The following is a 26,941-nucleotide window of genomic DNA, read 5'->3' as shown; positions in this document are numbered from 1 at the left end:
ATGAAGTTATTGCCAATCTCCGTCCCATTTGTCGGCAATAACTTCATGATCAACGCGGTTCCAGGGGGCCGGGGGTTACTGGGTGGGGATGTCGCGGGTTTGGAAGGTGCGTAGGGCCAGGGCCAGGAGGGCTGCCGTGATCACCGTCAGGGCCGCCAGGGGGGTGGCCGTCCAGCTGTCGCCCAGGACCTGGGGGGTGTGCGTGAACGGGGAGACGTCCAGCGCCCACTGGCTCAGCTTCAGCACCGCGCCGATCTGACCGAGCAGCAGGCAGCCGGCGAGAACGGCCCAGGCCGCCGCGGAGAACCGGGGCAGCCAGCCCACCAGCAGCGCGGCGAGCCCGGCGAGCACCCACACCGCCGGCACCTGGGCCAGCCCCGCGCCGAGCAGCCGGGGCAGCTCACCACCGACGTCGCCCACGCTGAGGCCGTACGACAGCCCGGTCGCGAGCCCCGCCACGGCCAGCACCACCACCGGGCCGAGCAGCGCGAAGAGCAGGTGCGCCGCCAGCCAGCGGGACCGGCTCACCGCCGTGGCGAGCAGCGGTTCGGCCCGCCCGGCGGTCTCCTCGGCCCGCGCCCGCAGCGCCGCCTGGATGCCGTACCCGGCGGCGGCCAGCGCGGTCAGGCTCAACGAGCTTCCGAGGTACGCCTCGGCCAGGGCCGAGGTGCCGCCCAGACGGGCCAGGATCTCGGCGAACTGCTGGTTGCCCTGCACCGCGTCGCCGGCCGCGTCCGCCGCGCCGCCCAGCACCAGACCGAGCAGCCCGAAGCCGACCGTCCAGCCGAGCAACGGGCCCCGGTGCAGTCGCCAGGCCAGCCCGAACGGGCCGGCCAGCCGCGGACCGGCGGTGGCCGGGCCGAGCCGCGGCGGCAGCACCCCCGCGCCGAGGTCCCGGCGCGCCGAGACGGGGTACGCGACGAGCGCGACCACCGCGGCGAACAGCACCGGAAGCAGCAGCACCCACCAGCGCTCACCGGCGAAGGCCCGCCCCCGGGGCGCCCAGCCCAGCGGCGAGACCCAGCTCAGCCATTCGGTCTTTCCACCGGCGCCGCCGGACCCTCCGGCGTCGCCCGCCAGCCGCAGCACGAAGGCCAACCCGAGCACCCCCAGGGCGATGCCGCGCGCGCCGCCGGCGCTCTCGGTGAGCTGTGCGGCCAGACCGCCGACCGTGGCGAAGGCGACGCCGGTGAGCGCCAAGCCGGCACCGAAGAGCAGCGAACCCGCGCCGGGCAGACCCGCGGCGACCAGGCCGCCGGCGGTGAGCAGGCCGAGCAGCACATTCGCGGCGTACGTCACCAGCAGCGCCGCGGTCAGACCGGCGTACCGGCCGAGGACCGTCGCGCCGAGCAACTCCCGCCGGCCGGCCTCCTCCTCGGTGCGGGTGTGCCGCACCACCGTCAGCAGACTGGCCAACGCGGCGAACAACATCAGCAGGCCGGCCCGCTGGACGGTGAGCGCGCCGACGCTGTCGCCGAACACCGGGCCGAGCAACGCGACGATCGACGGGTTGCTCGCCGTGCTCGCCACGTACGCGGCCCGCTCGGCGGCGGTCGGGTACAGCTCGGCGTACGTGCCGGCGTAGCTGGCCGGCAGCACGGCCAGCAGGAGGATCCAGATCGGCAGCACGACGCGGTCCCGCCGCAGGATCAGCCGCACCAGGTGCCGGGTGCCGGTGAGAGCGGTCATGACCGCACCTGCTCGGCCTGGTAGTGCCGCAGGAACAGCTCCTCCAGCGTCGGCGGTTGGCTGGTCAGGCTGCGTACGCCGATCTCGGTGAGCCGACGCAGCGCGGCGTCCAGCGCGGCGTTCTCCACGTCGAAGCGCACCCGCTGCCCGTCCACCCGCAGGTCGTGTACCCCGCCGAGCTGACCCAGCCCGTCCACCGGGCCGGTCACTTCGGCCTCGATCGAGGTGCGTCGCAGGTGCCGAAGCTCGCTCAGGGTGCCGGTTTCCGCGTCCCGCCCGTTGCGGATGATCGTCACCCGGTCACAGAGCGCCTCCACCTCGGCCAGGATGTGGCTGGAGAGCAGCACGGTGCGACCGTCGGCCTTGGCCCGGCGCACCCAGTGCTGGAAGACCTCCTCCATGAGCGGGTCCAGGCCGGAGGTCGGCTCGTCCAGGATGAGCAGTTCGACGTCCGACGCGAGGGCGGCCACCAGGCCGACCTTCTGCCGGTTGCCCTTGGAGTACGCCCGGCCCTTCTTGCGGGGGTCCAACTCGAAGGAGTCGAGCAGTTCGGCTCGGCGGGCCGGGTCGAGGCCGCCGCGCATCCGGCCGAGCAGGTCGATGACCTCGCCGCCGGAGAGGTTGGGCCAGAGCGTCACGTCGCCTGGCACGTACGCCAGCCGGCGGTGCAGGGCCACCGCGTCGCGCCACGGGTCACCGCCGAGCAGTCGGACGTCCCCCGCGTCCGTCCGCAGCAGGCCGAGCAGGGCCCGGATGGCGGTCGACTTGCCGGCGCCGTTCGGGCCGAGGAAGCCGTGCACCTCGCCGGCGCGGACGGTCAAATCGAGACCGTCCAGCGCCCGGGTCCGGCCGAAGGTCTTGACCAGGCCGGACACCTCAATCGGAGTTTCCATATCTCGGAAGCTACACTCGTTTCACAAAGTTGTGAAGACAGTGAGAGTCGGTGCACCATCGGTGCCCACGAACCGCGCAGGGAGGGACCGCCATGGCAGCCGACGACGGCCACGACCCGGTGCACCTCTTCGTCGAACGGATGGCCCTCACGTTCGCCGAGGTCGGCTTCCCACGGATGGCCGCCCGGGTGTTGTTCACCGTGATGAGCGCCGACGACCCCCTGACGGCCGCCGAGATCGGCGAGCGGCTCGGGGTCAGCGCGGCGGCGGTCAGCGGCGCGGTCCGCTATCTCACCCAGTTCGGCATGCTGATCCGCGAGCCCGTCCCCCGGTCCCGCCGCGATCGCTACCGGATGCCGGACAACCCCTGGTACGAGGGGACCATCACCAAGACCGCGATCTACAAGACGTTCATCGACGTGGCCAGCTCCGGGGTGGACGCGCTCAACGGCCCGCAGACGCCGGCCGGCGAACGGGTGGCCGAGATGCGCGACTTCTTCATCTTCGTGCAGGAGGAAATCGACTCGCTGGGCGAGCGCTGGCGGATCCGTCGGGCCCAGACCGGCCATCTGCGCCCCGGCGAGGGCTGACCGGCCCGGTCAGGCGGAGCTGCCCCAGCGGGCCTGCTCCAGCAGTTCCACCGCACGGCCCCGCGACTCCTGGTCGTCGGAGCGGAGCAGCGTGGTCGCCTCGTCGACCGCGTCGGTGAGCCGCCGCCACTGCGTGTCGCGCTCCCGAACCAGGTCCGACTGGGCGGCCAACTGCCGGGTCTTCACCCACAGCTCGACGAAGACCGACACCTTGGCCCGCAGCACCCACGGGTCGAACGGCTTGGTCAGGTAGTCCACCGCACCCACCTGGTAGCCGCGGAGCGCGAGCTGGGCGTCCCGGTCGGCGGCGGTGAGGAAGATGATCGGCACGTGCCGGGTCCGCTCCCGGCGCTTGATGTGGCTGGCCGTCTCGAAGCCGTCCATGTCCGGCATCTGCGCGTCCAACAGGATCACCGCGAAGTCGTCCACCAGCAGCTGCTTGAGCGCCGCCTCGCCGCTCTCCACAGCCACCGACTGAACCGGCAGGCCCTGGAGGATCGCCTCCAGCGCCATCAGATTCTCGCGGCGGTCGTCCACGAGCAGCGCCTTGGCCATCTGGGTCACGAAGTCTCCTCGGTCCGGCCGCCGCTGATCCAGGACGACATCAACTCGATCAGGTCATCCAGGTCGACCGGCTTGGTGATGTAGTCGCTTCCTCCGGCCGCGAGCGCGGACTCGCGGTCACCCGGCATCGCCTTCGCGGTCAGGAAGACGACCGGAAGGTCGGCGAACCGGTGGTTACGGCGGATCTGGCGGGTCGTCTCGTATCCGTCCTGGTCCGGCATCATGGCGTCCATCAGCACGATGTCCACCTCCGGGTGCTCGGCCAACAGGCGGACGCCGTCCGCCCCGTTGTCCGAGTACAGCACGGTCATGCCGTGCAGCTCCAACGCGCTGGTCAGAGCGAAGACGTTGCGGACGTCGTCGTCCACGATCAGCACGGTGGCGCCGTCCAACTGACGGGTGGCCGGCGCCTCCGGCCGCGCCGGCAGCAGCTCCAGCGGCGGCATCAACAGCGACGACGGCAGGCCGGCACGCTGCGGTGACGGCGACTGGGGCGCGACCACCGCGTCCGGAGCGAGGACCTGCGGCACGAACAACGTGAACGTCGAACCCTGCCCGGGCGCCGACGACACCGTGATGGTGCCACCGATCAGCCGGGCCAGGTCACGGCTGATCGACAGCCCCAGGCCGGTGCCGCCGTAGCGGCGGCTGGTCGTGCCGTCCGCCTGCTGGAACGCCTCGAAGATGATCGACAGCTTGTCGTCGGAGATGCCGATGCCGGTGTCGATCACCGTGAAGGCGATCACCTGCTGGGCGTTGGTCAGCGCCGGCACGTCGAAGACCGCGTTCTCGGCCGCCGGGGCGATCCGCAACGTCACCGCGCCGTTGTCGGTGAACTTCACCGCGTTCGAGAGCAGGTTGCGCAGGATCTGCTGCAACCGCTGCGCGTCGGTGACCAACGCCGGCGGCAGATCCTTGCTGACCCGTACCTGGAAGTCGAGGTTCTTCTCCTCGGCCTGCGGCGCGAACGCCTGCTCGACGTAGCCGCGGATCTCCGCGAAGCGGATCTCGGTGGGCTCGACGTCCATCCGGCCGGCCTCGATCTTGGACAGGTCCAGGATGTCGTCGATCAGTGAGAGCAGGTCCGAGCCGGCACTGTGGATGGTCCGGGCGAACTCGATCTGCTTCGGGTTGAGGTTCTGCTCCGAGTTCTCGGCCAGCAGCCGGGCCAGCAACAGCAGCGAGTTCAGCGGCGTACGCAGCTCGTGGCTCATGTTGGCCAGGAACTCCGACTTGTACGCCGAGGCCCGCGTGAGCTGCTGCGCCTTCTCCTCCAGGCCGAGCCGGGCCAGCTCGATCTCCCGGTTCTTGGTCTCGATGTTGCCCTTCTGTTCGGAGAGCAGGGTGGCCTTCTCCTCCAGCTCGGCGTTGGTGCGCTGCAACTCCGCCGACTGCTCCTGCAACTCGTGCGCGAGTCGCTGCGACTGGGCCAGCAGCTCCTCCGTACGCCGGTTGGCCTGGATGGTGTTGACGGCGATGCCGATGGTGAGCACCAGCCGCTCCAGGAACGACAGGTGCAGCTCGGAGAAGGCGGCCACGCTGGCGAACTCGATCACCCCGAGCAGCTCCCCCTCGAACAGCACGGGGAGCACCACCAGGTCGGACGGAGGCGTCTCGGCCAGGCCGGAGCGCAGCGTGAGGCGGCTGTTCGGGGAGGCGCTGACCCGGATCGTCCGGCGCGAAAGGGCGGTCTGGCCGACCAAACCCTCACCCGGCCCGAAGGTGACGTCGTGCCCGCGTGCCACATACCCGTACGACGAGGTCAACCGCAGCCGCATGCTGCCGTCTGTGTCGTCGGCCAGGAAGAAGGCGCCGAGCTGGGCGTCGACCAGCGGGGTCACCTCGGTCATGATCATGCGGCAGACCTCGACCAGGTCCCGCTGGCCCTGCAACAGGCCGCCGATGCGGGCCAGGTTCGAGTCCAGCCAGCCCTGCTCGGCGTTCTTCTTGGTCGTCTCCCGGAGGGTGACGATCATCTGGTTGATGTTGTCCTTCAGCTCGGCGACCTCGCCCTGCGCCTTGACCGCGATCCGCTGGGTCAGGTCGCCCCGGGTCACCGACGTGGACACCTGGGCGATGGCCCGCAGCTGGGTGGTCAGCGTCGAGGCGAGCTGGTTGACGTTCTCGGTGAGGTCGCGCCAGGTGCCGGAGACACCCTTGACCTGCGCCTGACCGCCCAGCTTGCCCTCGATGCCGACCTCGCGGGCCACCCGGGTCACCTCGTCGGCGAACGACGAGAGCTGATCGACCATCGTGTTGACCGTCGACTTCAGCTCCAGGATCTCGCCCTGCGCGTCCACGGTGATCTTCTGGCTCAGGTCGCCCTTCGCCACTGCGGTGGTCACCGAGGCGATGTTGCGGACCTGGCTGGTCAGGTTGGACGCCATCGAGTTCACGTTGTCGGTCAGGTCCCGCCACGTGCCGCTGACGCCCTTGACCTGGGCCTGACCGCCGAGCTTGCCCTCGGTGCCCACCTCACGGGCCACCCGGGTCACCTCGTCGGCGAACGACGAGAGCTGATCCACCATCGTGTTGACAGTCGACTTCAGCTCCAGGATCTCGCCCCGCGCGTCCACCGTGATCTTCTGCGACAGGTCACCCTTGGCCACCGCCGTGGAGACCTGCGCGATGTTGCGCACCTGGGCGGTCAGGTTCGAGGCCATCGAGTTGACGTTGTCGGTCAGGTCCCGCCAGGTGCCGGCGACCCCGCGCACCTGGGCCTGGCCGCCCAGCTTGCCCTCGGTGCCCACCTCACGGGCCACCCGGGTCACCTCGTCGGCGAACGACGACAACTGGTCCACCATCGTGTTGACAGTCGACTTCAGCTCCAGGATCTCGCCCCGCGCGTCCACCGTGATCTTCTGCGACAGGTCACCCTTGGCCACCGCCGTGGTCACCGAGGCGATGTTCCGCACCTGGCTGGTCAGGTTCGACGCCATCGAGTTCACGTTGTCGGTCAGGTCCCGCCACGTACCGCTGACGCCCTTGACCTGGGCCTGACCGCCCAGGTTGCCCTCGGTGCCCACCTCACGGGCCACCCGGGTCACCTCGTCGGCGAACGACGACAACTGGTCCACCATCGTGTTGACGGTGTTCTTCAGCTCCAGGATCTCGCCCTGGGCGTCGACGGTGATCTTCTGCGACAGGTCGCCCTTCGCCACGGCGGTGGAGACCTGGGAGATGTTGCGGACCTGGCTGGTCAGGTTGCCGGCGAGCTGGTTGACGTTCTCGGTGAGGTCCCGCCAGGTGCCGGAGACGCCACGCACCTGCGCCTGACCGCCGAGCTTGCCCTCAATGCCCACCTCACGGGCCACCCGCGTCACCTCGTCGGCGAACGACGACAACTGGTCCACCATCGTGTTGACGGTGTCCTTCAGCTCCAGGATCTCGCCCTGCGCCGCCACGGTGATCTTCTGCGAGAGGTCACCGCGCGCGACCGCCGTGGAGACCTGCGCGATGTTGCGGACCTGGGCGGTCAGGTTCGACGCCATCGAGTTGACGCTGTCGGTCAGGTCCTTCCAGGTGCCGGCCACGTTCGGCACCTCGGCCTGGCCGCCCAGCTTGCCCTCGGTGCCCACCTCACGGGCCACCCGGGTCACCTGCTCGGCGAAGAGCCGCAGCGTGTCGGTGAGGTAGTTCATCGTCGCGGCCAACTCGGCGACCTCACCGCGCGCGCCGACCGTGATCTTCTGCGACAGGTCGCCCTTGGCCACCGCCGTCGCCACCTGCGAGATCGACCGCACCTGGCCGGTCAGGTTCGACGCCATGGTGTTCACCGAGTCGGTGAGGTCCTTCCAGGTGCCGGCGACGCCCCGGACGTCGGCCTGGCCGCCCAGCTTGCCCTCGGTGCCCACCTCACGGGCCACCCGGGTCACCTCGTTGGAGAACGACGAGAGCTGGTCGACCATCGTGTTCACGGTGCGCCCGATGCGCAGGTACTCACCGCGCAGCGGCCGACCGTCGATCTCCAACGCCATGTGCTGGGACAGGTCGCCGTCCGCAACCGCCACGATGACGCGGGCGATCTCGGTGGTGGGCCGGCCCAGGTCGTCGATCAGCGAGTTGATCGCCCGCTGCCCCTCCGCCCAGGAGCCGTCCAGCCCCTCGTCGTCGAGTCGCTCGGTGAGCCGGCCGTCCCGACCGACGATCCGGCTGATCCGCCGCAGGTCCAGGTACTGCCGCTCCTGGAGCGAGACCACCTCGTTGAAGGCGTCCGCCACCTCGCCGGCCTTGCCGGCACGGCGGGGCAGCCGGACCTTCAGGTCACCGCGACCGATCCGTCGCAGCGCCTCGGTCAATTCACCGAGGAGCGCCTCGTGGTCGGGCGCGGACGGATCCGCGACCGACTGCTTCGCCGTGGTCATCATTCCTCGCTCAACTCGGGGGCCCGTGCCCGTACGGACACACCGGCACCCCATATTGTGCCCGCGCGCGCCGCAGTGCCAGGGTGCGCGACCCGCCGGGCGACCCTGGTGGCCTCCACGATCCCCCCGGCGACGCCCAACCCGGCACAGACCTCGCCGAGTGGCGCTGCTCACCGTGACATCTCGTGGCCGGGCTCCCGCCGTGCCCGCCGCCACGCGACCCACCGCACTCCGCCGACCGGCGTCCGTTCCGCCGATCGCGCATCGGCTTGGCACCCGGCGGGGGAACGGTGGAGGATACGGGGGTGTCAGCCGAGGCGGGGGCCGCGACGGCCGGGGCCGGGAGCGGGGCCGTCCGGCGTGTCCGCCTGCCCGCCGACCGCCGTACGCCCGCCGCCGCCCGCGCGGTCGTCCGCTCCGTCCTCGCCGAGGCGCACCTGGACGACCTGGTCAACGAGGCGCTGCTGCTCACCACCGAGCTGACCACCAACGCCGTCGAGCACGCCGGCACCGAACTGGACATCGAGGTCGTCGCGGACGACGTCGGGCTCTCCGTGACCGTTTCCGACTTCGCGCCCAGCTCGGGCAACGACGAGCTGACCGTCGGCGCCCGCAACGACGCGACCGAGATCAACGAGGTCTCCGTACGCGGTCGCGGGCTGCTGCTCGTCGATCACTTCGCCAGCCGCTGGGGCACCACGTACCTTCCGACCGGCAAGGGCGTCTGGTTCCGGTTGGACCGGCCCGGGACCGAGCCGGCGGCCGGGGCCAGCGCCGGCGGCACCTCGACGGCGGGCAACACCGGGGCCGTCGACAGCTCGGCTCCGAGCGCCGGCGCGATGAGCGAACTCATGCAGACCGCCCCCGACGTGTACGCGGACGACCCACTGCCCGACTTCGCCGCCAGCCTGCTCAGCCGGGTCGCCGAGATGGTCGGCGCGGCCGGCGGCGCGATCCGACTGGACCGGGGCGACGGTCAGGGCCGACAGTTGTTGGCCCGTTTCGGCCGGCAGCCCCGCCCCGACAGCGAGCTGCTCCGGGTGCCTTTGACGGTGCACCGCCCGTACGCCGGGGAGCTGGAGCTGGACGCCGCGCCGTCGGCGTACGCCCGGCCGCTGGCGGTGCTCACCGCCGAGCGCCTGTCGCTGCACCTGGAGAACGACCGGCTGCGCCGGGCGGACGTACGCCGGCAGGCGTGGCTGACGTTCCTGGCCGAGGCGAGCGAGCTGCTGGCCCAGTCGCTGGACGTCGAGCTGACCATGGCGCTGATCCCGCAGTTGGTGGTGCCCCGCCTCGGCCAGTGGTGCGCGGTGCACACCACCGACGAGTGGGGCCGGCTGCGGCTGGCGGCGGCCAGCCACGCCGACGAGTCGATGCTGCCGCAACTGCACAAGGTGCTGGCCGAGACCGGCCCGGACTCGATCCAGGCCCGGCTGCGCGAGGCGTCCCGCAGCGCGGCGCAGATCCCGCTCGGCGGGCCGATGGAGGGTTTCGCGGTCCCGCTGATCGCCCGCGGCCAGCGGCTCGGCACCCTGGCGGTGGGCCGGCACCAACGGCACCGGCACGACCCGGACGAGGTGGCGGTGCTGGAGGACGTGGCCCGACGGGCCGCGCTGGCGATCGAGAACGCCCGCATCCACGCCGAGCGCCGACGGGTCGCGCAGACGCTCCAGCACTCCCTGCTGCCGCCCGTCCTGCCCGTGGTGGACGGCATCGGCTTCGCCGCCGAGTACGTGCCGACCGGCGACGACGCCGAGGTGGGTGGCGACTTCTACGACGTGGTGCCGCTGCCCGACGGGCGCTGGCTCGTGGTGATCGGGGACGTCTCGGGCAAGGGCGTCCAGGCAGCGGCGGTCACCGGGCTGGTCCGCGACGTGATCCGGGTGCTGGTCGGCGACGGCAAGCCGTTACCGGAGGTGCTGGCCCGGCTCAACGAGACGCTTGTCGAACGGGGTGGCGGCCGGTACTGCACGCTGGCCCTGGCGGCGGTCGGGCCGGGTGACGGTGACCGCCTGGACGTCTCCCTGCACCTGGCGGGGCACGACCGGCCGGTGCTGCTGGCCGGTGGGGGCGGCGCCCGGTTCGTCGGCACCGGTGGCACGGCGCTGGGCCTGCTCGACACGATCACCTCCCCGACGGCGGAGATCACGCTCGCCCCGGGTGACTCGCTGATCTTCTACACCGATGGGGTCACCGAGCGGCGACGCGGCCGGGAGTTGTTCGGCACCGACCGGCTGCGGGACGCGGCAGCGCCGTTGGCCGGCTACTCGGCGGACGTGGTCGCCGCCCGCCTACGCGCCGCCGCGATCAACTTCTCGGTCGAGCCGCCCCGGGACGACATCGCCGTGCTGGTGCTCCGCAACGACGCAGGCTGACGCCGACACCACCCGATCCCGGGTCACAGGCCGCCGGGGAGGCGGCCGGGGGCGAGGCGGTGCTCCGGGTCGAGGTGCTCCTTGGCGGCCTGCAGCCGGGCCAGGCCGGCCAGCTCACCCCAGAGGTCCACGGCCTGGCGCACCGCCGCGGGGGCGGAGACGACCACGCAGCGACCCTGTCGGGCCAGCAGCACGCCACGGACCGCGGCCAGGATGGATGCCACTCGGTCGGGTGCCACCGCGCCGGGCAGGGCTGCGTGCACCACGCCCAGCCCGGCCGAGCCCCGCACCGGCACGGGAGCGCCGGCCGCGTCCCGCAACGCGTAGACGGCGGCGTGGAGATCGCTGATCGGCACCTCCAGGCGTAGCGCGGTGTCGCCGGGCGCGAACGGGTAACGCCGCCACCACGGCGGGGCGGAGTGGGCGACCGTCGCCTCACCGTGCAGCAGCCCGACCAGCCGCTCAGCGCGCTCGGTGACCTCGGCCGGGCCACCCTCCAGCAGCACGACCAGGCTGCCCGCCCGGGACGGGGCGCTGGACCGGCCGGACATCGACGGGTGGCGCTCGCGGGCGGTGGCGGCGGGGTGGCCGGGCGGGTAGGCGGTGCGCGGCCTGGGCGGCCCGCCCGGCAGGTCCAGCTCGATGGCCGCCGGCTCCAGTCGGGCGGCGAGAATCGCGCGGACCAGGTCGTGGACCTCCAGCGGCGTCCACACCGGACGGGACACCCAGAGCCGACTGGCCGGCACCGGCTGCACCCGCAGGCTCGCCGAGACCAGCACGCCGAGGGCGCCCTGCGAGCCGCAGAGCAGCCGGGCCAGGTCGAGCCCGGGTACGCCACCGCCGGCGCTGACCAGCTCACCGTCGGCGCCCAGGTAGCGGACGCCGAGGAGCTGGTCGCACGGGCTGCCGTGGCGGTGCCGGAGCGGCCCGGCCTCCCCGGCGGCGAGCACCCCGCCCAGCGTCGCGCCGGGCGACGGGGCGTCCATCGCGAGCCGCTGCCCGGTGCGCTCCAGAGTGGCCTGCACCGCCCGCAGCGGGGTGCCCGCACCCACCTCGGCCACCGGCGCGCCGACCGGCTCGTGGCCGATCCCCGCCAGCCGGCCGGTGTCGAGCATGATGTCGACCTGCGTGGGGGTGGCACCCCAGTCGATCTTCGTGCCGGCGCCCCGGGGCACCACCGCCAGATCGTGCACGGCGGCCAGCCGCAGCACCTCGGCCGCGGCGTGCGGGCCACCGGGCACCGCCACCCAGCGGGCCGGACGCCCGGCGACCTCGTCGGCCGGGCCGGCGAGTCGGGCGAACGGCGGACCGCAGATCGCCGTCAGTCGCCGGGTGATCTCGAGGGCTCCGGACCGGCCGAGGGAACTCGCTGCTGCCGCCATGCCGGCTATCGTACATGTGTTCGAAAGCCGTGGTGATGGCCTTCGGGATGCCGCTGGTCCGGCGCGCGGGGTGAGCCGGCCGGTAACGTGGCCGCCGTGACCACCGAGACTGCCCCGCCCGCGGCGAAGCGGGTGCCCACCGAGCGCACCCACCACGGCGACACCGTCGTCGACGAGTACGCCTGGCTCGCCGCCAAGGACGACCCGGAGACGATCGCCTACCTGACCGCCGAGAACGCGTTCACCGAGGAGCGCACCGCGCACCTGGCCGCCCTGCGCGCGGAGCTGTTCGAGGAGACCCGCCAGCGGACCCGGGAGACGGACCTGTCCGTGCCCACCCGCAAGGGCGGCCACTGGTACTACACCCGGACGATCGAGGGCCAGCAGTACGGGGTGCACTGCCGGCGCGCGGTCCGCGACGGCGAGACCGACCCGCCGGTCAGCGCGGACGGCGCCCCGCTCGACGGCGAGGAGGTGCTGCTCGACGGCAACCTGCTGGCCGAGGGGCACGACTTCTTCTCGCTGGGCGCGTTCGACGTCAGCCCGGACGGGCGCTGGCTGGCGTACTCGACCGACTTCTCGGGTGACGAACGGTTCACCCTGCGCGTCAAGGACCTGAGCACCGGCGAGCTGCTGCCGGACGAGGTACCCGACACGTTCTACGGCACCGCCTGGTCGGCCGACGCGTCGGTGCTGTTCTACGTGACGGTCGACGACGCCTGGCGGCCGAACCGGGTCTGGCGGCACACCATCGGCGCCGCCGCCACCGACGACGTGGTGGTCCACCAGGAGGACGACGAGCGGTTCTGGGTGGGCGTCGAGCTGACCCGGTCGGAGAAGTTCATCCTCGTCGACATCCACAGCAAGATCACCAGCGAGGTGCTGGTGATCCCGGCCGGCAACCCCACCGGGGCGCCGGCCGTGATCGCGCCCCGCCGGCAGGGCGTCGAGTACGCCGTGGAGCACCACGGCCACCGCTTCCTGATCCTGCACAACGACGGCGCGGAGGACTTCGCGCTGGCGTTCACCTCGGCAGACGCCCCGGGCGACTGGGTGCCGCTGATCGAGCACACCCCCGGCACCCGCCTGGAGGCGGTCGACGCGTTCGCGAACCACCTGGTGGTGTCGCTGCGCACCGACGGGCTCACCGGCCTGCGGGTGCTGCCGGTCGGCAGCGACGACTCGTACGACATCGACTTCCCCGAGCCGCTCTACAGCGTGGGGTTGGACGCCAACCCGGAGTACCGCACCGGGCAGATCCGGCTGCGCTACTCCTCGCTGGTCACCCCCGACTCGGTGTACGACTTCGACCTGGTCACCCGGCAGATGGTGCTGCGCAAGCAGAAGCCCGTGCTGCCCGGGCCGGACGGGCGGCCGTACGACCCGGCCGAGTACGAGCAGCACCGCGACTGGGCGCTCGCCGACGACGGCACGCGGGTGCCGATCTCGCTGGTCTGTCGGGTCGGTACGCCCCGGGACGGCTCGGCACCGTGCGAGCTGTACGGCTACGGCTCGTACGAGGCCAGCATGGACCCGTGGTTCTCGGTGGCCCGCCTGTCCCTGCTGGACCGGGGCGTGGTCTTCGCGGTGGCGCACATACGCGGCGGTGGCGAGCTGGGCCGGCGCTGGTACGACCAGGGCAAGATGCTGGCCAAGAAGAACACCTTCACCGACTTCGTCGCCTGCGCCCGGCACCTCGTCAAGGCCGGCTGGACGGCCAGCGACCGGCTGGTCGCCCGGGGCGCCTCGGCCGGTGGGCTGCTGATGGGCGCGGTCGCCAACCTCGCCCCGGACGCGTTCGCGGGGATCGTGGCGCAGGTGCCGTTCGTGGACGCGCTCACCTCGATCCTCGACCCGTCGCTGCCACTCACCGTCACCGAGTGGGAGGAGTGGGGCAACCCCCTCGACGACCCCGAGGTCTACGCGTACATGAAGTCGTACACGCCGTACGAGAACGTCGCGGCGGTGGACTACCCGGCGATCCTCGCGGTGACCAGCCTCAACGACACGCGGGTGCTCTACTCCGAGCCGGCGAAGTGGATCGCACGGCTGCGGGCGACCGCACCGCAGGGCGACTACCTGCTCAAGACCGAGATGGGTGCCGGGCACGGTGGCCCGAGCGGTCGCTATGACGCCTGGCGCGAGGAGGCGTTCATCAACGCCTGGATCCTGGACCGCCTCGGTCGCGCCTGACGCTTTGATCTCGGACGTGGTGGCCTCACTCTGCCGTCGAGGCCACCACATCCAGGAAAACTGCGCGATCATGCGCGCCTAGACTTCCCGGAGTGAGCGAAGAGGCCGATGCGGACAACCCGGGAGCGGCCCGCCGGATGTCCGCGTGGATGATCCTGGGGGTGGTGGCCGCCGCCCTGGTCGTCTGCTGCTGCTCCGCCGTCGTCGGCCTGCTGATCTCCTGGTCCGCCGGCCTGTTCCACGCCCCGACCTGACCGACCGACGGCCGACCCCACCTCGTCGGTCAGGCCGTCCGCAGCTCGTCCACCGCCGTGCTCACCCGTAGGAAGAGCAGGCCGACGCCGACCGTCACCAGCACCGCCGCCAGGGCGCCGGCGCCGAGCCAGGCCAGCTGTTCCAGGGGTACGGCGATCGCTTTCTCCACCCCGGCGGTCTGCACGATCCGTGTGTACTGGCTGCGGGTGGCCGGATCGTCGCAGAGCGCCGCCGTGGCGTCGCAGACCTCGATCGACGACCCGCTCGTGGTGATGCTCTGGAAGAGCCCCCGGCCGAGCAGCAAGCCCACGGTGAGCGCCAGCAGGATCGCCGGCACGGCCGGGGTGAGCGCCTGCCAGGCCACCGATGCGCTGAGCGTGCTGCGGGGCACGCCGGTGGCGACCAGCGCGGCGTAGGCCCGTCGGCGGGCGACGATCCCCTCGACCAGCGCGACGATCAGGCCGCCCGCCGCGATCAGCACCGCCACGGCCACCGCGGCGTCGACCAGATCCATTGTCGACAGGTAGAAGGGGTTGGTGCCCGCGTCCACCCCGGCGAGCCGGTTCTGCTCCCGTTCCACCTCGTCCTGCGCGACAAAGTAGGCGCGCTGTGCCGCCGCGCCGGCACCGAAGATCACGGCGGCCAGCAACGCGGCGAACGTCCTGCTGCCCGCCCACGGGTCGGCCATCAGCCGGCCCGCCGCGAGCAGCGCCGACGCACCGCGGGAGTGCCGGTGCAGCAGCCGTCCGCAGGTGTGCGAGATCCAGCCGGTGCCGACGACCACCCCGATCATCGCGGTGAGCCCACCCACCAGGAACGACAGCGGCACCAGCCAGCCCAGCACCGCGTCGTTCCCGTCGAGTTGGTACACCACCGGGCGTACGGCGACGAAGGTGGCCAGACCCAGGCCGATCAGCAGCCCGGCCCAGGGGCGCGGACCCCGCTCGCGGGCGGCCTTGCGACTGACCCCCAGCGGGCTGGTCGTGACCGTGCGCAGCATCAGGGCGGTGGCCAGCGCCGCGATCACCGGCAGACCCAGCACCACCGCGACCAGCGCGCCGACCGACGGCAGCACGTCGGTGGGCAGGGCCAGCCGACCCTGCTCGTCCGGGCGGTGCAGCAGCTCACGGCCGGCCAGGTAGACGCCCAGCCCGGCGAGGGTGCCGAGCAGGCTGGCCAGGCCGGTCTCCAGCACCGCCAGGCGGGTGACCTGACCGGGCGTGGCGCCGGCCAGCCGGAGCGCGGCGAGGCGCCGGTCCCGGGCCGGCGCCCCGAGCCGGGCACACTGGCCGGCCAGCGCCAGCACCGGGACGGCCAACATCAGCAGCGCGAAGGCCGTCCCCCCGCGCAGTCCCGGCTCACTCAGCAGCGCGTTGCGGTACTGCTCGGACTCCGCCCGCGCGTCGCCGGGCGGTTTCTGAATGGCCAGCACGGTGAGCGCCGCCAGCCCGGCCAGCGTCGCCAACAGGGCACTGAGCGCGGTCAGCACCACCCGCGCCGTGTCCGTCCGGTTGCCGGCGAGCGCGAGCCGTACCAGCGTCGCCGGCCTCACCGGGCGCCACCCGCCAACGGCACGTCGAGCCCCAGGCCGGTGTGGTCCACCAGGCCGTCGCGCAGCACGATCTCCCGATCGGCGTACGCGGCGATCCGGGGCTCGTGCGTGACCAGCACGACGGACGTGCCTTGCTCGCGGGCGAGCCGAACCAGCTGGGTGAGCACCTGCTCGCCGGTGAGCGTGTCCAGCGCGCCGGTCGGCTCATCGGCGAAGAGCACCCGCGGCTCGGTGACCAGCGCCCGAGCCGTGGCGCACCGCTGCTGCTGACCGCCGGACATCTCACCCGGCCGGAGGTCGGCCAGGTCGGCCACCCCGAACCGTTCCAGCCAGGTGAGGGCCGCCGTCCGTGCCTCTCGCCGCCCCGTGCCGGCGAGGAGCAGGGGCAGGGCCACGTTCTCGGCCGCGGTCAGCTCGGCGACCAGCTGCCCGAACTGGAACAGCACGCCGAACTCGGTGCGCCGCAGCCGGGACCGGGCCGCCTCCGACCAGGTGTCGATCCGGTGGCCGCGCCAGGTGACCTCGCCCGCGTCGGGCCGGAGGATCCCGGCCAGGCAGTGCAGCAGGGTCGACTTGCCGCAGCCACTCGGACCGGTGACCGCGACGATCTCGCCCTCGGCCACGTCGAGCGTCACACCGCGCAGCGCGGGCGTCGGACCGTACGCCCGAACCACGCCGCGAGCCTGGAGTTGCGTCACGCGTGCACCTCCCGGTGCCAGTCGGCGACCCGGCCCAGGGTGGTGTGCAGCCACCGCAGGTCCGCGTCGAGATGGGCGATCGCGAAGTCAGCCGCGACCACGTCGTTGAGGGTGGCGGCCGGGTCGGTCTTGACCGCCGTCAGCTCCCGCAGCCGTGCGGTGTGCGCGGCGCGCTGGGCCACCAGGTACGACCGCGCCCGGTCGACGTCGGCGACCAGCAGCGCCACCACGACCTTGGCGAAGAGCGTGCTGGCCACGTACGGCATCGGTGGTTCCACGGTGGACAGCCAGCGATCCAGCGTGGACCGGCCCTCGTCGGTCAGCGCGTACGTCGTGCGGTCCGGCCCGGAGGCGCGGTCCTGACCCGCGGTGGCCACCAGACCGTCCCGTTCCAGGCGGCCGAGGGTGGCGTAGACCTGCCCGAAGGCCAACGGCCGAGCCCGCGGCAACCGCTGGTCATGCGCACGCTTGAGCTCATATCCGTGCCGGCTGCCCCCAGCGAGCAACCCGAGCAGCACATGCGGCGTGGACACCCGGCCCACTATTCACCCAGCGAATACCCAAGTCAACCACCCACCCACCCCACCCTCCCTCCTCCCCCTCCCCACCCCTGACCGCCGGTGATCAAGAGGTTTGGGTCAGATTTCGCCCCGCTGATGACGCAAACCTCTTGATCACCGGGGCGAAGGGTGGGGTGGGGGTGGGGTTAGGGGGTTTGGGGCCAGGTGGGGGTTCGGCCGGTCTGGGTCAGGAGGTGGTCCAGGTCGGGCGTGGTGACGGCCGGCGTGGATGTGGGTGGGGTTGGGGTGGGGTCGGCGAAGACGCCCATCTTGCGAGCGGTCGGGCCCAACTGCTCGACCAGGGCGTGCAGCTCGGTCACCGCCTCCGGGGCGGGCTGGTAGGGCTGGCCGGTCGCCACGGCGAGATCCCAGCCGTGCACGATCAGGTCCAGCAGGGCCATGCCGCCGACGACGGTCTGCGGCAGCCCCATGCCCGGCGAGACGCCCTCCAGCGTCGACGGGTCCGACCAGGCGGCGATCAGGCGGTCGGTCTCGACCGCGAACCGGTCCCGCCAGCCGTCGTCCAGGTGGTCGGGTTTCTCGGCCCACTCCACCGGCCTCTTCTCGGCCAGCTCCTGGAAGTTCACCACCACCTCGAACAGGTGGTTGAGCAGATCACGGACCACGTAGTCGCGGCACGGAGTGGGCAGGTCGAGCTGGTCGTCGGCGATGCCGCGTACCACGTCGACGGTTCGCGGCGCGGCAGCCGCCAGCAGATCGCTAGTCTGAGTGGCCATACGGCCAGCGTATGAGGGTGGTCTTGAAGAAATGCGACAGCGACCGCGCGGCGACAGCCGGGGCATTCTCGACCCGGCGCGGTTGCTGCGCGAGGTCCGCTTCCGGCGGCACCTGCCGGCCGAACCCCTGCGCGAGTGGGTCGAGCACTACTGGTTGATCGACTGGACGTTGAGCGCGCCGTTCGAGCAACGGGTCGTGCCGCACCCGGCGGTGAACGTGGTGTTCCGCAGCGACGGTGCGAGTGACCGCGACGGCGACGCGGCGGAGGCCGGCGAGGTGGCCGGGGTGGGCCGCGACCTGTTCCGGATCACGCTCACCGGCACCGGCCGGGTCTGCGGGATCCAGTTCCGCCCCGGTGGCTTCCACCCGTTCTGGCGTCGGTCGGTGGCCGAGTTGACCGGACGTCGACTGCCACTGCCCGCCGGCCGGCTGACCCGTCCCGCCCATCCCGTCTGCGCGGGCAGCGACAGCGACCGCTGTCGCGCGCTCGACGCGGCGCTCACCGCGTGGGCGCCCGACCCGGACCCGGCCGCAGCGGAGGCCGTTCGGCTGGCCGAGTCCATCCGGGCCGACCGGACGGTGCTGCGCGTCGACGAGTTCGCCGCGCGGCACGACGTTCCGGTCCGCCGGCTACAGCGGCTCTTCACCGAGTGCGTGGGGGTCGGTCCGAAGTGGGTGATCCGCCGCTACCGCCTCCAGGAGGCCGTCGAGCGGGCCGCCGGCGCTCCGCTCGACTGGGCGGGCCTCGCCGCCACCCTCGGCTACAGCGACCAGGCCCACCTGGTCCGCGACTTCACCGCCGTCGCCGGAGTGTCACCAGCCGCGTACGCCCGCTCGGTGCACTGAGCCGCACGCGCGACCACCGAGCAGCGACCACCGAGCAGCCCCGCGGGTGCCGCCGTGCTCAGCGACGGCGCAGGACGACCACGGCGACGTCGTCCTGGATCTTGGATGGGGCCAGTTCCACCAGCAGGCGGGCGCAGAACTCGTCCAGGTTGTCGTCCACGGTGGCGGCCACCGCGGCGAGTGCGGCCAGCCCTTCGTCGATGGTGGCGTCCCGGCGCTCGATCAACCCGTCGGTGTAGAACACCAGCGTGGCACCGGCCGGCAGGACGAACTCCAGGTCGGCCGGTCGGGGCGCGCGGACGCCGAGCAGCGGCGCCGAGTGCTGCACGAACTCGACCTTGCCGTTCTGGTGCAGCAGCGGGGGCAGGTGACCGGCGCTGGCCAGCCGGACCCGCCCGGTCGGCGGGTGCAGCAGCAGGACGCAGAGCGTGGCCAGTTCGTTCGGCAGCAGGGTCCGCATCAGCTCGTTGACCCGGTGCAGGATCTCGCCGGGTTGGTGCCCCTCGACCGCGTACGCCCGCACCGCGTGCCGCAGCTCGGCCATCACGGTGGCCGCGTGCAGCGAGTGGCCGGCCACGTCGCCGATCGCCAGCAGGAGGTGCCCGTCGAGCATCACCAGCTCGTAGAAGTCGCCGCCCACCTCGGTCTGCGCGCTGGCGGGCTCGTAGCGCACCGCGAAGTCAAGTCCGGCCACCGTGGGCAGGCTGCGCGGGAGCAGGCTGCGCTGGAGGGTGACGGCGATGCGGTGCTCCTCGTCGAAGGAGCGCTGAGCCTCGACCGCCGCCGCCACGGCCTGCGCGAGCTGCACGAGCACCGGCGTTCGGGCGGTCTGGGTGGCGGTGGGCACCACCACGTACAGCGGGGCCCGGTCCTCGCGCAGTCGAGCCGCGGCCACGGTCACCGAGTCGTCCGCCGGCCAGGTCAGCAGCGCCCAGTTCGCCGGGGCCTCCACCTTGACCGTGGCGCCCGTGGGCACCCCGGTGTCGTCGACGACCCAGGGCACGATGGCGGCCTCGGCGCCGGGGCCGGCGCAGATGCCGGCGATGCAGTCACCGTCGAACGTCTCCGCGATCACGGCGGCAGGGCTCTTGAAGATCTGCGCGGCCCCCTCCGCCGCGACCTCCAGCAGCCGTGCGAAGGTCGACGCGGCGTGCACCGCAACTGTGGTGTCGGCGAGGACGAGCAGCCGCTCGGCGAGCAGCTCGGCACGCTTGCGGGCCTGGTAGTACCGCAGGACCGCCCGGGTGGTGGCGATCAGCTCCTCGGGCTCGATCGGTTCGGCCAGGTACGCGTCCGCTCCCCGGGTCAGCCCCTGGGCGCGGTCGGCGACGTCCACCGCGTGCGCGGAGACGTGGATCACCGGCATCACCGGGTGTGCCGCCTTGATCCGCTCGCACACCTCGTAGCCGCTCAGGTCGGGCAGCCGGACGTCGAGCACCACCAGGTCGATCCGGTCCGTCTCGACGCGGGCCAGCGCCTCGGTGCCGCTCTCCGCTTCGAGGACGGTGTACCCGGCCCGGGTCAGCCAACTGACCAGCAGGTAACGCTTGGTCCGACTGTCATCGACCACCAGGACGGTCGCCGGGCCGCCGTCCACCGTCACGCTCCGCCTGTGGGCAGGGAGACAGTGAATGTGCTGCCCCGGCCCGGCTCGCTGGCCAGCTCCAGCGTGCCCCCGAGCAGGGTCACCAGCCGCCGGGCGTACGGCAGGCCGAGGCCGGTGCCACCGACCCGGGTCGCCCCCGGCACCTGGTAGAACTCCTCGAAGATCCGATCGTGCATCTCGGGCGCGATGCCCGGGCCGGTGTCACTGACCTCGAAGTTCCACCGGTCGTCGCGTTGCCGGACGCGCAGGCGCACCTCGCCGCGCTCGGTGAACTTCAACCCGTTGTGCAGCAGGTTGCGCAGCACCTGGCCGAGCAGCACCTCGTCGGTGCGGAGCACGGCCGGAGCGGTCGGCTCCTCCACGGTGAGCTCCACCTCCGGCCGCGTGGCCAGCGCCCGCATGGTGCCGCGCAGTTGGCCGAAGACCGGGCGCAGATCCACGTCCGCCCAGTCCGGCTCGATACGGCCCGACTCCGCCTTGGCGAGATCCAGCAGTTCGTTGACCAGCCCGAGCAGGTCCTCCGCCGACGAGCGGATGAGGCCCACCTGGCGGGCCTGTTCGGCGGTGAGCGGGTCGGAGGCGGAGTCGGCGAGCAGACGCCCCAACCCGATGATCGCGGTGACCGGGGCGCGCAGCTCGTGGCTCACGTTGGCCAGGAAGCGGCTCTTCGACTCGCTCGCGGCGCGCAGTTGGGCCGACTTCTCGTCCAGCTCGGCGTAGAGAGCGACCACCCCCCGGTTGGTCTCCTCCAACTCCTCGGTGAGCTGGTTGTAGAGCGCCAGCACGCCGCGGTTGGTCTCGGCCAGCTCCTCGTTCAGCACGGCCAGCTCGTCGCGCTGGCTGCGTACCTCGTCGAGTGCCGCGATGAGCTGGCCGTTCTGCACGGTCAGCTCATCCAGCGCGCTGGCCGGGGCGGTGCGGCCGAGTTCCGCACGGAACTCGGCCAACCGCTCCGGAGTTGGTGTCGGCGCGTTGGCCGGGACTCTTCGGGACATCCGTACGACCGTAACCCCCTCGACGGTCGACACGCTCAGTGTGTCGACCAGTCGGGAGACCGCACCCGACTGCGGCTCGTACCGGCCGTCGGGCAGCGGGGCCACCGGGGCCAGGTCGGCGCGGAGATGGAACCGGCCGTCGGATCCCGCGTCGATGTGGAACGTGACGTCCGCGCCGCCGGTCGTACGCAGCAGGTCCCGGGCGACCTCGCTGAGCGCGGTGGCGATCCGGACCTGGTCCTGGCGTTCGAGGCCCACCACGTTGGCCACCTCGCGGCCACGCTGGCGGATGACGAAGATGTCCTGCTCGACCCGCAGCGCCATCTGCAGCAGCGGCGGCGCGGCCGGCTCCGCGCTCATGCCCACGACCTCGCGACCAGAACGCAGGCGTCGTCGCGTCGGACGCCGGCGTCGCGCAGCAGGGTCGCCGCCATCACCAGCGGGGATCGTTCGGCGAGGCCCGGGTAGTCGGTCAACCGCCAACGGTCGGCCACGCCGTCGCTGTGCATCACCAGCCGGGCGCCCGGTCCGAACGGGTAGTCGTAGCCCCGGACCGTCGGACGCTGGTGCCCGGCGATGCCGGGCAGCGACACCAGCCCCCGGCGCTGGCCGTCGCCCTCGACGATCACGCCGCTGATGTTGCCCAGCCCGGCGTAGTGCAGCACGCCGGCCGCCAGCTCGGCGACCGCGAGCGCGGCGCCGCGGGTGTGCGACATGCTCCGATGCAGGTGACTGACCACCGCTGCCGGTGGGCTGGCCGGGGCGTCGCGGAAGGCCGCGAGCGCCGCCTCGGTGGCGGCGGCGGCCAGCGGCCCGTGCCCCAGCCCGTCGCTGACCAGCACCTGATGCCGGCCGTCGGCGATCCGGACGGCGTACCCGTCGCCGCTGACCGTCTCGCCGGAAATGGGCCGGGCGAGCGCGCCGGCCCAGGACGGTTGGGCCGGTTCGGCCGGCCAGACCTGCACGGCGAGGACGGTGCCCCGGCCGGGCAGGGAGTACCCGTCGAACCAGCTCGCCTGCCGGACGATGGCGCCCAGGCCGATGCCGAGCGTGCCGGTGGTGGAGTGCCCGTCGCGGGACGAGACGGCGAGGTCGGCCATGCCGGGCCCGGAGTCGATGGCCACCAGCTCCACGCCGGCCTGCCCGGCGCGGCGGACCGGCCGGAGCAGCAGGACACCGTTGTCGGCGTGCTTGACGAGGTTGCTGGTCAACTCGGCGGCGACGATGGCCAGGTCGGCGATGCGCGCCGCACCCATCTCGATCTGCTCGCCGAGGCGTTCCGCGGCCCGTCGTACGGCGCTGGCGGTGCTGCCGGCCTCCACCCGGAACCAGATGCCGCTGTCGGTGACCGGGTCCCCGTTCACCGCGACCACTTGGTCACCGTGATGCGCGTGCCGGCCTCCGCCGACGTCTCGATCTCGAACTCGTCGACCAGTCGCCGGGACCCACTGAGCCCGAGGCCGAGGCCGCCGCCGGTGGTGTAGCCGTCGGTCAGGGCCAGGTTGAGGTCGGCGATGCCGGGGCCGGAGTCGGCGAAGATGATCCGGACGCCCTTGCGACGACCGTTGTCCACGATCGTCACCTCCACGGTGCCGCCGCCGCCGTACACCAGGGTGTTGCGGGCCAGCTCGCTCGCCGCGGTGACCACCTTGGTCTGGTCGACGAGCGACAGCTTGACGGCGACCGCCACCGTGCGGACCAGTTGCCGGACGCGGACCACGTCCTCATCGCTGCGGACCGACTGCGCCTGCGGCTGGCCCAGGTCGACGCCCGCGGTCACGGCGTGGCCGTCTCGGCGTCCGGATCGTCGTCGAGCTGCAGGTCGAGCTCGTCGGCGCGGGCCGCCGCGATCAGCTCCATGCCGCGCTCGACGTTCAGCGCGGTACGGATGCCGTTCAGCGACAGCCCCAGTTCGACAAGGGTGATGGCGACGGCGGGTCGCATACCGACCACCACCGTCTCGGCGTCGAGCACCTTGGAGATCGACGCGATGGTGGAGAGCATCCGCCCGACGAACGAGTCGACGATGTCCAGCGCCGTGATGTCGATGATGACGCCGTGGCAGCCGGTGGCCACGATCCGCTCGGCGAGGTCGTCCTGGAGCTGGACCGCCGTCTGGTCGGACATGTCCAGCTGGATCGAGACGAGCAGGATGTCACCGATCTTGAGGATCGGCACGCGCTCCATCAGACGCCCCGGCGTGGCTGGCGACGGGCGGTCTCCACCCCGTTGAGCCGCAGCACGTGCCGCAGCGCGTCGGCCAGGCTCGCCTTGGTGGCGATGTCGCCGAACTCGATGCCGAGCGCCACGATGGTCTGCGCGATCTGCGGACGGATGCCGGAGATGATGCAGTCGGCGCCCATCAGCCGGGCGGCCACCACGGTCTTCAGGATGTGCTGGGCGACCTGGGTGTCCACGGCCGGGACGCCGGTGATGTCGATGATCGCGTACGGGGAGCCGGTGTCGACCAGGGTCTGCAGCAGGCGCTCCATGACCACCTGGGCGCGGGCCGAGTCCAGGGTGCCGACCAGCGGGACGGCGACCACGCCCTCCCAGAGCTTGACCACCGGGGTGGAGAGTTCGAGCAGCTGCTCGGCCTGGTCGGCGATCAGGCTCTCGCGGGTGCGGACGAAGCTCTCGAAGGTGAACAGCCCCAGCTCGTCGATCAGCTTGGAGAAGGCGATGTAGTCGTGCAGCGCGTCGACGCCGCCGGCCTCCTGCACCAGCTCGGCCAGCACGTCCTTGAGCGCGAAGATGCTGATCGTGGTCTCGCTGGCGGAGAAGCCCTGCCGGGCCCGACCACGGGACAACTCGGAGAGCGTGGCGCGCAGCTCGCCGGCACTCTCGGCGGACAGGTCGACCGCGCCCTGTTTCGCGGTGGCGACGATGGCGTCGTACAGATCCTGGACCTGCCGGCGCAACTCGGCCTGACTCAGCCGACCCCGCAGCGAGCTGGCAACGATGTCGGTCCATCGCTGCGTGACCTGCTCGGCATGCCCGCCCAGCAGCGCGGCGAGCCGACCACTTTCCTCGGCGTTCAACGCCATCGTGAAAACCCCCCTCGACCTGGACCGGCCGGACTCTATCACCGGGGTCCGCGCAACTACTTGCTCCGTAGCAATGGAATGATGATGGCCACCGGATGCCGGCTCCCGTCCTGCGTCGGATCACGGTCGTGGGATACCGTTCCCCCGATAACAGGAGGTCTGGCGAATGTCCCTGACGGTGCACACGGAACAACGCGGCGACGTGGTCGTCGTGTCAGTCGCGGGCGAGCTGGACATGGCAACCGCACCGCAGTTGCAGGATCAGATCACCGACCTGCTCGACAAGGGCCGTAACCGGCTGGTGTTCGACCTGGCGGACGTCTCGTTCTGCGACTCGACCGGTCTGTCGGTGTTCGTTCGCGCCAAGAACAGCTGTGACGAGGCCGGCGGTGTGGTGCGGTTGGCCGCTCCGCAGCGCGGGGTGCTGCGCATCCTCGAGGTGAGCGGGCTCGTCGAGGTGCTGCACACCTACCCGACGGTGGATGAGGCCGTCGCCGGCGAACCCACCCCGGCGTCCTCCTGATCGCTGTCGCGACCTACTCGTCCTCGACGTACCGGGGACGAGCGATCGCCATGCCCGCCGTCGTCTGCACGGCGAGTGCGGCGAGCAGGAACCCGATCGGCGCGGTCCAGCCGCCGGTGGCCTCGTAGAGGATGCCGACCAGCAGCGGGCCGAGGGCGGCGATCACGTACCCGGTGCTCTGCGCGAACCCGGAGAGCGCGACGGTCCCCTCGGCGGTGCGGGCGCGTAGGCCGATGGCGGTCAGGATCATCGGGAACGCGCCCTGGCCGATCGCCAGGAGGGCGACCCAGAGCAGCGCGGCGCCGTGCGGTGCGAGCGCCAACCCCAGGTAGGCCAGCGCGGACGCGGTGGTCAACCCGAGCACCAGCGGACGCAGGCTGCCCAGCCGACCGGCCAGGGTGGGCATCAGCAACGCGATCGGCACGCCGAGCGCGGTCACCCCGGCGAGCAGCAGCCCGGCCGACTCCGGATGGTAACCGGCGTCGCGGAAGAGTTGGGCCAGCCAGCCCATGATCGCGTACCCGCTGAGCGACTGCGCCCCGAAGTAGACGGCCATCGCCCAACCGAGCCGGGTCCGCGCCGGCCGGACCCGCGCCGGCGTGGCGACGGCCGCCGTCAGGGTCGCCCGCCGCGCGCCCGCCCGGGTCCGCAGCGCCAGCGGCACCCACGGGAGTACGGCCACCGCGGCCATCGCGGCCCAGACGCCGAGCCCGGCCCGCCAGGACCCGAAGGCGTGCGCGATCGGCACCGCGGAGGCGGCGGCCACCGTGGTGCCCACCGTCAACGTCATGGTGTACGCCCCGGTGACCAGGCCGGTGCGGTGCGGGAAGTGCTGCTTGACCAGCATCGGCAGCAGGATGTTGGCGACCGCGATGCCGGACAGCGCCAGCGCGCTGGTGAGCACGAAGATCAAGGCCGAGTCGGTGGCGACCCGCAGCACCTGGCCAACGGCGAGGGCGAGCATGGCGACCACCAGCACCCGGGCCGGTGCCACCCGGCGGACCAGCCACGGGGTGAGCGCGCCCAGGCCGGCGAACGCGATGGTCGGCAGGGTGGTGACCAGACCGGCCATGGTGCCGGAGAGACCCAGCCCGTCGCGGACCTCGTCGAGCAGGGCGCCGAGGCTGGTGACCACGGCACGCAGGTTCAGCGCGACCAGCAGCATCCCGACCAGCACGAGCGCGCCACCGGTCGCCGGGTGCGTCCGCCGGCCCCCGGGGTCGCGCGTCGGGCGGATGTCGACGGCGGCGGGAGCGGGCGGGGCCGGAGCGGCGGTGGGTGGCGGGGTCATGACCTCTAACCTACAATCATGGGATGAATTTAGGGCCGGTGATGTAACCAGTGCCACCGTCGGTCGATTCCCCCTCCGCGCCGTCGGCGCCGCCCCGCGACCAGGCCGCCGTGCCGCCGCGCGGGCACCGCGTCCGGCAGACCATCGAGCAGCTCCGGGCCCGGATCCTGGGCGGCGAGTGGCCGATCGGCGGGCGCATCCCCACCGAGCCACAGCTGGTCGCCGCGCTGGGTGTCGGGCGCAACACGGTCCGCGAGGCCGTCCGCGCCCTCGTGCACGCCGGGGTGCTGGAGTGCCGGCAGGGCTCCGGCACGTACGTGGTGTCCACCGACGAGCTGGCGCCGGTGGTGGCCCGCCGACTCGGCGACGACCGGATGACCGAGGTCATCGAGGTCCGGCGCGCGTTCGAGGTGGAGGCCGCCCGGCTCGCCGCGCTGAGGCGTACACCGGAGGACCTGGCGGCCCTCGACGGCGCGCTCGCCGAGCGCGAGGCGGCCTGGCGCGGCGGCCGGGTCGACGCGTTCGTCGAGGCCGACGCGGCCCTGCACGTCGCGGTGGTCGCCGCCGCGCACAACACCATGCTCGCCGAGCTGTACGCCTCGGTCGGCGCGGCCCTGCGCAGCACCGTCGCCCAGGCGATGGGAGGCGCGCTCACGCCCGAGCGCTACGTCGACCACACCCGGCTGGTCGAGGCGATCCGGGCCGGCGACGCGGGCCGGGCGGCGATCGAAGCCGGCGCTTTTCTGGAGCCTGCCCCCGGGGCATAGGTTGTGCCGGACG

23 protein-coding genes are annotated in these 26,941 nt (G+C 72.4%); 7 read left to right on the top strand and 16 right to left on the bottom strand.

Going from position 1 to position 26,941, the window contains the following annotated elements; translation table 11 throughout:
- Nucleotides 1-75: 75 nt before the first annotated feature.
- Both ABZT87_RS07225 and ABZT87_RS07220 read right to left on the bottom strand, forming a co-directional pair.
- Nucleotides 76-1,689, bottom strand: coding sequence for an ABC transporter permease (locus ABZT87_RS07225; RefSeq protein WP_355134214.1), 1,614 nt, complete (start codon nt 1,687-1,689; stop codon nt 76-78).
- Nucleotides 1,686-2,582, bottom strand: a complete 897-nt coding sequence (locus ABZT87_RS07220) for an ABC transporter ATP-binding protein (protein ID WP_355134212.1) — start codon at nt 2,580-2,582, stop codon at nt 1,686-1,688. Before ABZT87_RS07220 ends, ABZT87_RS07225 begins: the two co-directional genes overlap by 4 nt.
- A gap of 92 nt (nt 2,583-2,674) precedes the next feature.
- Here ABZT87_RS07220 and ABZT87_RS07215 point away from each other — a divergent pair, with 92 nt between their 5' ends.
- Nucleotides 2,675-3,172 (top strand): helix-turn-helix domain-containing protein, encoded by a 498-nt coding sequence (locus ABZT87_RS07215; RefSeq protein ID WP_355134210.1) that lies wholly within the window; start codon nt 2,675-2,677, stop codon nt 3,170-3,172.
- A 9-nt stretch (nt 3,173-3,181) separates the two neighbouring features.
- Here the strand turns inward: ABZT87_RS07215 and ABZT87_RS07210 are convergent, their stop codons facing one another.
- On the bottom strand, nt 3,182-3,736 hold the full coding sequence (locus ABZT87_RS07210; protein WP_354853752.1) for a response regulator: 555 nt from the start codon (nt 3,734-3,736) through the stop codon (nt 3,182-3,184).
- Nucleotides 3,733-8,100 carry a HAMP domain-containing protein gene (locus ABZT87_RS07205; RefSeq protein ID WP_355134208.1) on the bottom strand — a complete coding sequence of 1,456 codons (4,368 nt, stop codon included), beginning with the start codon at nt 8,098-8,100 and terminating at the stop codon, nt 3,733-3,735. Before ABZT87_RS07205 ends, ABZT87_RS07210 begins: the two co-directional genes overlap by 4 nt.
- 305 nt (nt 8,101-8,405) lie before the next feature.
- Here ABZT87_RS07205 and ABZT87_RS07200 point away from each other — a divergent pair, with 305 nt between their 5' ends.
- A complete protein-coding gene (locus ABZT87_RS07200) occupies nt 8,406-10,475 on the top strand; it encodes a SpoIIE family protein phosphatase (RefSeq protein WP_355134206.1) in 2,070 nt (689 codons plus the stop codon).
- Nucleotides 10,476-10,498: 23 nt separating this feature from the next.
- On the opposite strand, the gene ABZT87_RS07195 is transcribed toward ABZT87_RS07200, so the two are convergent.
- Nucleotides 10,499-11,857 carry an FAD-binding oxidoreductase gene (locus ABZT87_RS07195; RefSeq protein ID WP_355134204.1) on the bottom strand — a complete coding sequence of 453 codons (1,359 nt, stop codon included), beginning with the start codon at nt 11,855-11,857 and terminating at the stop codon, nt 10,499-10,501.
- Between the two features lie 96 nt (nt 11,858-11,953).
- Between ABZT87_RS07195 and ABZT87_RS07190 the strand changes: the two genes are divergently transcribed.
- On the top strand, nt 11,954-14,050 hold the full coding sequence (locus tag ABZT87_RS07190; protein WP_355134202.1) for a S9 family peptidase: 2,097 nt from the start codon (nt 11,954-11,956) through the stop codon (nt 14,048-14,050).
- Nucleotides 14,051-14,142: 92 nt separating this feature from the next.
- Nucleotides 14,143-14,304 carry a hypothetical protein gene (locus ABZT87_RS07185; protein ID WP_355134200.1) on the top strand — a complete coding sequence of 54 codons (162 nt, stop codon included), beginning with the start codon at nt 14,143-14,145 and terminating at the stop codon, nt 14,302-14,304.
- Nucleotides 14,305-14,333: 29 nt separating this feature from the next.
- Here the strand turns inward: ABZT87_RS07185 and ABZT87_RS07180 are convergent, their stop codons facing one another.
- From ABZT87_RS07180 to ABZT87_RS07165, 4 genes are all read right to left on the bottom strand, one after another.
- On the bottom strand, nt 14,334-15,857 hold the full coding sequence (locus ABZT87_RS07180; protein WP_355134198.1) for an ABC transporter permease: 1,524 nt from the start codon (nt 15,855-15,857) through the stop codon (nt 14,334-14,336).
- Complete coding sequence (locus ABZT87_RS07175; protein WP_354853734.1) at nt 15,854-16,555, bottom strand: ABC transporter ATP-binding protein; 702 nt, start codon at nt 16,553-16,555, stop codon at nt 15,854-15,856. Before ABZT87_RS07175 ends, ABZT87_RS07180 begins: the two co-directional genes overlap by 4 nt.
- Nucleotides 16,552-17,088 carry a PadR family transcriptional regulator gene (locus tag ABZT87_RS07170; protein ID WP_355134196.1) on the bottom strand — a complete coding sequence of 179 codons (537 nt, stop codon included), beginning with the start codon at nt 17,086-17,088 and terminating at the stop codon, nt 16,552-16,554. Before ABZT87_RS07170 ends, ABZT87_RS07175 begins: the two co-directional genes overlap by 4 nt.
- A gap of 173 nt (nt 17,089-17,261) precedes the next feature.
- On the bottom strand, nt 17,262-17,852 hold the full coding sequence (locus ABZT87_RS07165; protein WP_355134194.1) for a TIGR03086 family metal-binding protein: 591 nt from the start codon (nt 17,850-17,852) through the stop codon (nt 17,262-17,264).
- Nucleotides 17,853-17,883: 31 nt separating this feature from the next.
- On the opposite strand from ABZT87_RS07165, the gene ABZT87_RS07160 reads away from it, so the two are divergent.
- Entirely contained in the window at nt 17,884-18,699 is an 816-nt protein-coding gene (locus tag ABZT87_RS07160) for an AraC family transcriptional regulator (protein ID WP_355134192.1), read from the top strand.
- 58 nt (nt 18,700-18,757) lie between these two features.
- Here the strand turns inward: ABZT87_RS07160 and ABZT87_RS07155 are convergent, their stop codons facing one another.
- Genes ABZT87_RS07155 through ABZT87_RS07130 form a run of 6 tightly spaced genes read right to left on the bottom strand, consistent with a single transcriptional unit; the run spans nt 18,758 to nt 24,347 of the window.
- Nucleotides 18,758-20,296: a SpoIIE family protein phosphatase gene (locus ABZT87_RS07155; RefSeq protein WP_355064797.1), complete on the bottom strand. Its 1,539-nt coding sequence runs from the start codon at nt 20,294-20,296 to the stop codon at nt 18,758-18,760.
- Nucleotides 20,297-20,298: 2 nt separating this feature from the next.
- Entirely contained in the window at nt 20,299-21,660 is a 1,362-nt protein-coding gene (locus ABZT87_RS07150; protein ID WP_354853723.1) for a sensor histidine kinase, read from the bottom strand.
- Nucleotides 21,657-22,673 carry a SpoIIE family protein phosphatase gene (locus ABZT87_RS07145; RefSeq protein WP_355134190.1) on the bottom strand — a complete coding sequence of 339 codons (1,017 nt, stop codon included), beginning with the start codon at nt 22,671-22,673 and terminating at the stop codon, nt 21,657-21,659. Before ABZT87_RS07145 ends, ABZT87_RS07150 begins: the two co-directional genes overlap by 4 nt.
- Nucleotides 22,661-23,080 carry an anti-sigma regulatory factor gene (locus ABZT87_RS07140; protein ID WP_354853717.1) on the bottom strand — a complete coding sequence of 140 codons (420 nt, stop codon included), beginning with the start codon at nt 23,078-23,080 and terminating at the stop codon, nt 22,661-22,663. Before ABZT87_RS07140 ends, ABZT87_RS07145 begins: the two co-directional genes overlap by 13 nt.
- Nucleotides 23,077-23,487, bottom strand: coding sequence for an STAS domain-containing protein (locus tag ABZT87_RS07135; RefSeq protein WP_354853715.1), 411 nt, complete (start codon nt 23,485-23,487; stop codon nt 23,077-23,079). The genes ABZT87_RS07140 and ABZT87_RS07135 overlap by 4 nt, the downstream gene beginning before the upstream one ends.
- On the bottom strand, nt 23,487-24,347 hold the full coding sequence (locus ABZT87_RS07130; protein WP_355134188.1) for an STAS domain-containing protein: 861 nt from the start codon (nt 24,345-24,347) through the stop codon (nt 23,487-23,489). Before ABZT87_RS07130 ends, ABZT87_RS07135 begins: the two co-directional genes overlap by 1 nt.
- A gap of 166 nt (nt 24,348-24,513) precedes the next feature.
- Here ABZT87_RS07130 and ABZT87_RS07125 point away from each other — a divergent pair, with 166 nt between their 5' ends.
- Complete coding sequence (locus ABZT87_RS07125) at nt 24,514-24,870, top strand: STAS domain-containing protein (protein WP_007454464.1); 357 nt, start codon at nt 24,514-24,516, stop codon at nt 24,868-24,870.
- Nucleotides 24,871-24,883: 13 nt separating this feature from the next.
- Here ABZT87_RS07125 and ABZT87_RS07120 read toward each other — a convergent pair whose 3' ends face one another.
- Nucleotides 24,884-26,035 (bottom strand): MFS transporter, encoded by a 1,152-nt coding sequence (locus ABZT87_RS07120; protein ID WP_355134602.1) that lies wholly within the window; start codon nt 26,033-26,035, stop codon nt 24,884-24,886.
- Between the two features lie 176 nt (nt 26,036-26,211).
- Here ABZT87_RS07120 and ABZT87_RS07115 point away from each other — a divergent pair, with 176 nt between their 5' ends.
- On the top strand, nt 26,212-26,928 hold the full coding sequence (locus ABZT87_RS07115) for an FCD domain-containing protein (RefSeq protein WP_355064725.1): 717 nt from the start codon (nt 26,212-26,214) through the stop codon (nt 26,926-26,928).
- Nucleotides 26,929-26,941: the final 13 nt, after the last annotated feature.

This window comes from Micromonospora sp. NPDC005237 (assembly GCF_040607775.1).
Classification (GTDB): Bacteria; Actinomycetota; Actinomycetes; order Mycobacteriales; family Micromonosporaceae; genus Micromonospora.
The sequence above is the reverse complement of the archived record's forward strand: the minus strand, read 5'-3'. Positions and strand labels throughout refer to the sequence as shown.

Coding starts and splice junctions, on each gene's coding strand:
- ABZT87_RS07225 (WP_355134214.1), bottom strand. CDS start 1,689: ATGACCGCTCTCACCGGCACCCGGCACCTGGTGCGGCTGATCCTGCGG.
- ABZT87_RS07220 (WP_355134212.1), bottom strand. CDS start 2,582: ATGGAAACTCCGATTGAGGTGTCCGGCCTGGTCAAGACCTTCGGCCGG.
- ABZT87_RS07215 (WP_355134210.1), top strand. CDS start 2,675: ATGGCAGCCGACGACGGCCACGACCCGGTGCACCTCTTCGTCGAACGG.
- ABZT87_RS07205 (WP_355134208.1), bottom strand. CDS start 8,100: ATGACCACGGCGAAGCAGTCGGTCGCGGATCCGTCCGCGCCCGACCAC.
- ABZT87_RS07195 (WP_355134204.1), bottom strand. CDS start 11,857: ATGGCGGCAGCAGCGAGTTCCCTCGGCCGGTCCGGAGCCCTCGAGATC.
- ABZT87_RS07165 (WP_355134194.1), bottom strand. CDS start 17,852: ATGGCCACTCAGACTAGCGATCTGCTGGCGGCTGCCGCGCCGCGAACC.
- ABZT87_RS07160 (WP_355134192.1), top strand. CDS start 17,884: ATGCGACAGCGACCGCGCGGCGACAGCCGGGGCATTCTCGACCCGGCG.
- ABZT87_RS07150 (WP_354853723.1), bottom strand. CDS start 21,660: ATGAGCGCGGAGCCGGCCGCGCCGCCGCTGCTGCAGATGGCGCTGCGG.
- ABZT87_RS07135 (WP_354853715.1), bottom strand. CDS start 23,487: ATGGAGCGCGTGCCGATCCTCAAGATCGGTGACATCCTGCTCGTCTCG.
- ABZT87_RS07130 (WP_355134188.1), bottom strand. CDS start 24,347: ATGGCGTTGAACGCCGAGGAAAGTGGTCGGCTCGCCGCGCTGCTGGGC.
- ABZT87_RS07125 (WP_007454464.1), top strand. CDS start 24,514: ATGTCCCTGACGGTGCACACGGAACAACGCGGCGACGTGGTCGTCGTG.
- ABZT87_RS07120 (WP_355134602.1), bottom strand. CDS start 26,035: ATGCTGCTGGTCGCGCTGAACCTGCGTGCCGTGGTCACCAGCCTCGGC.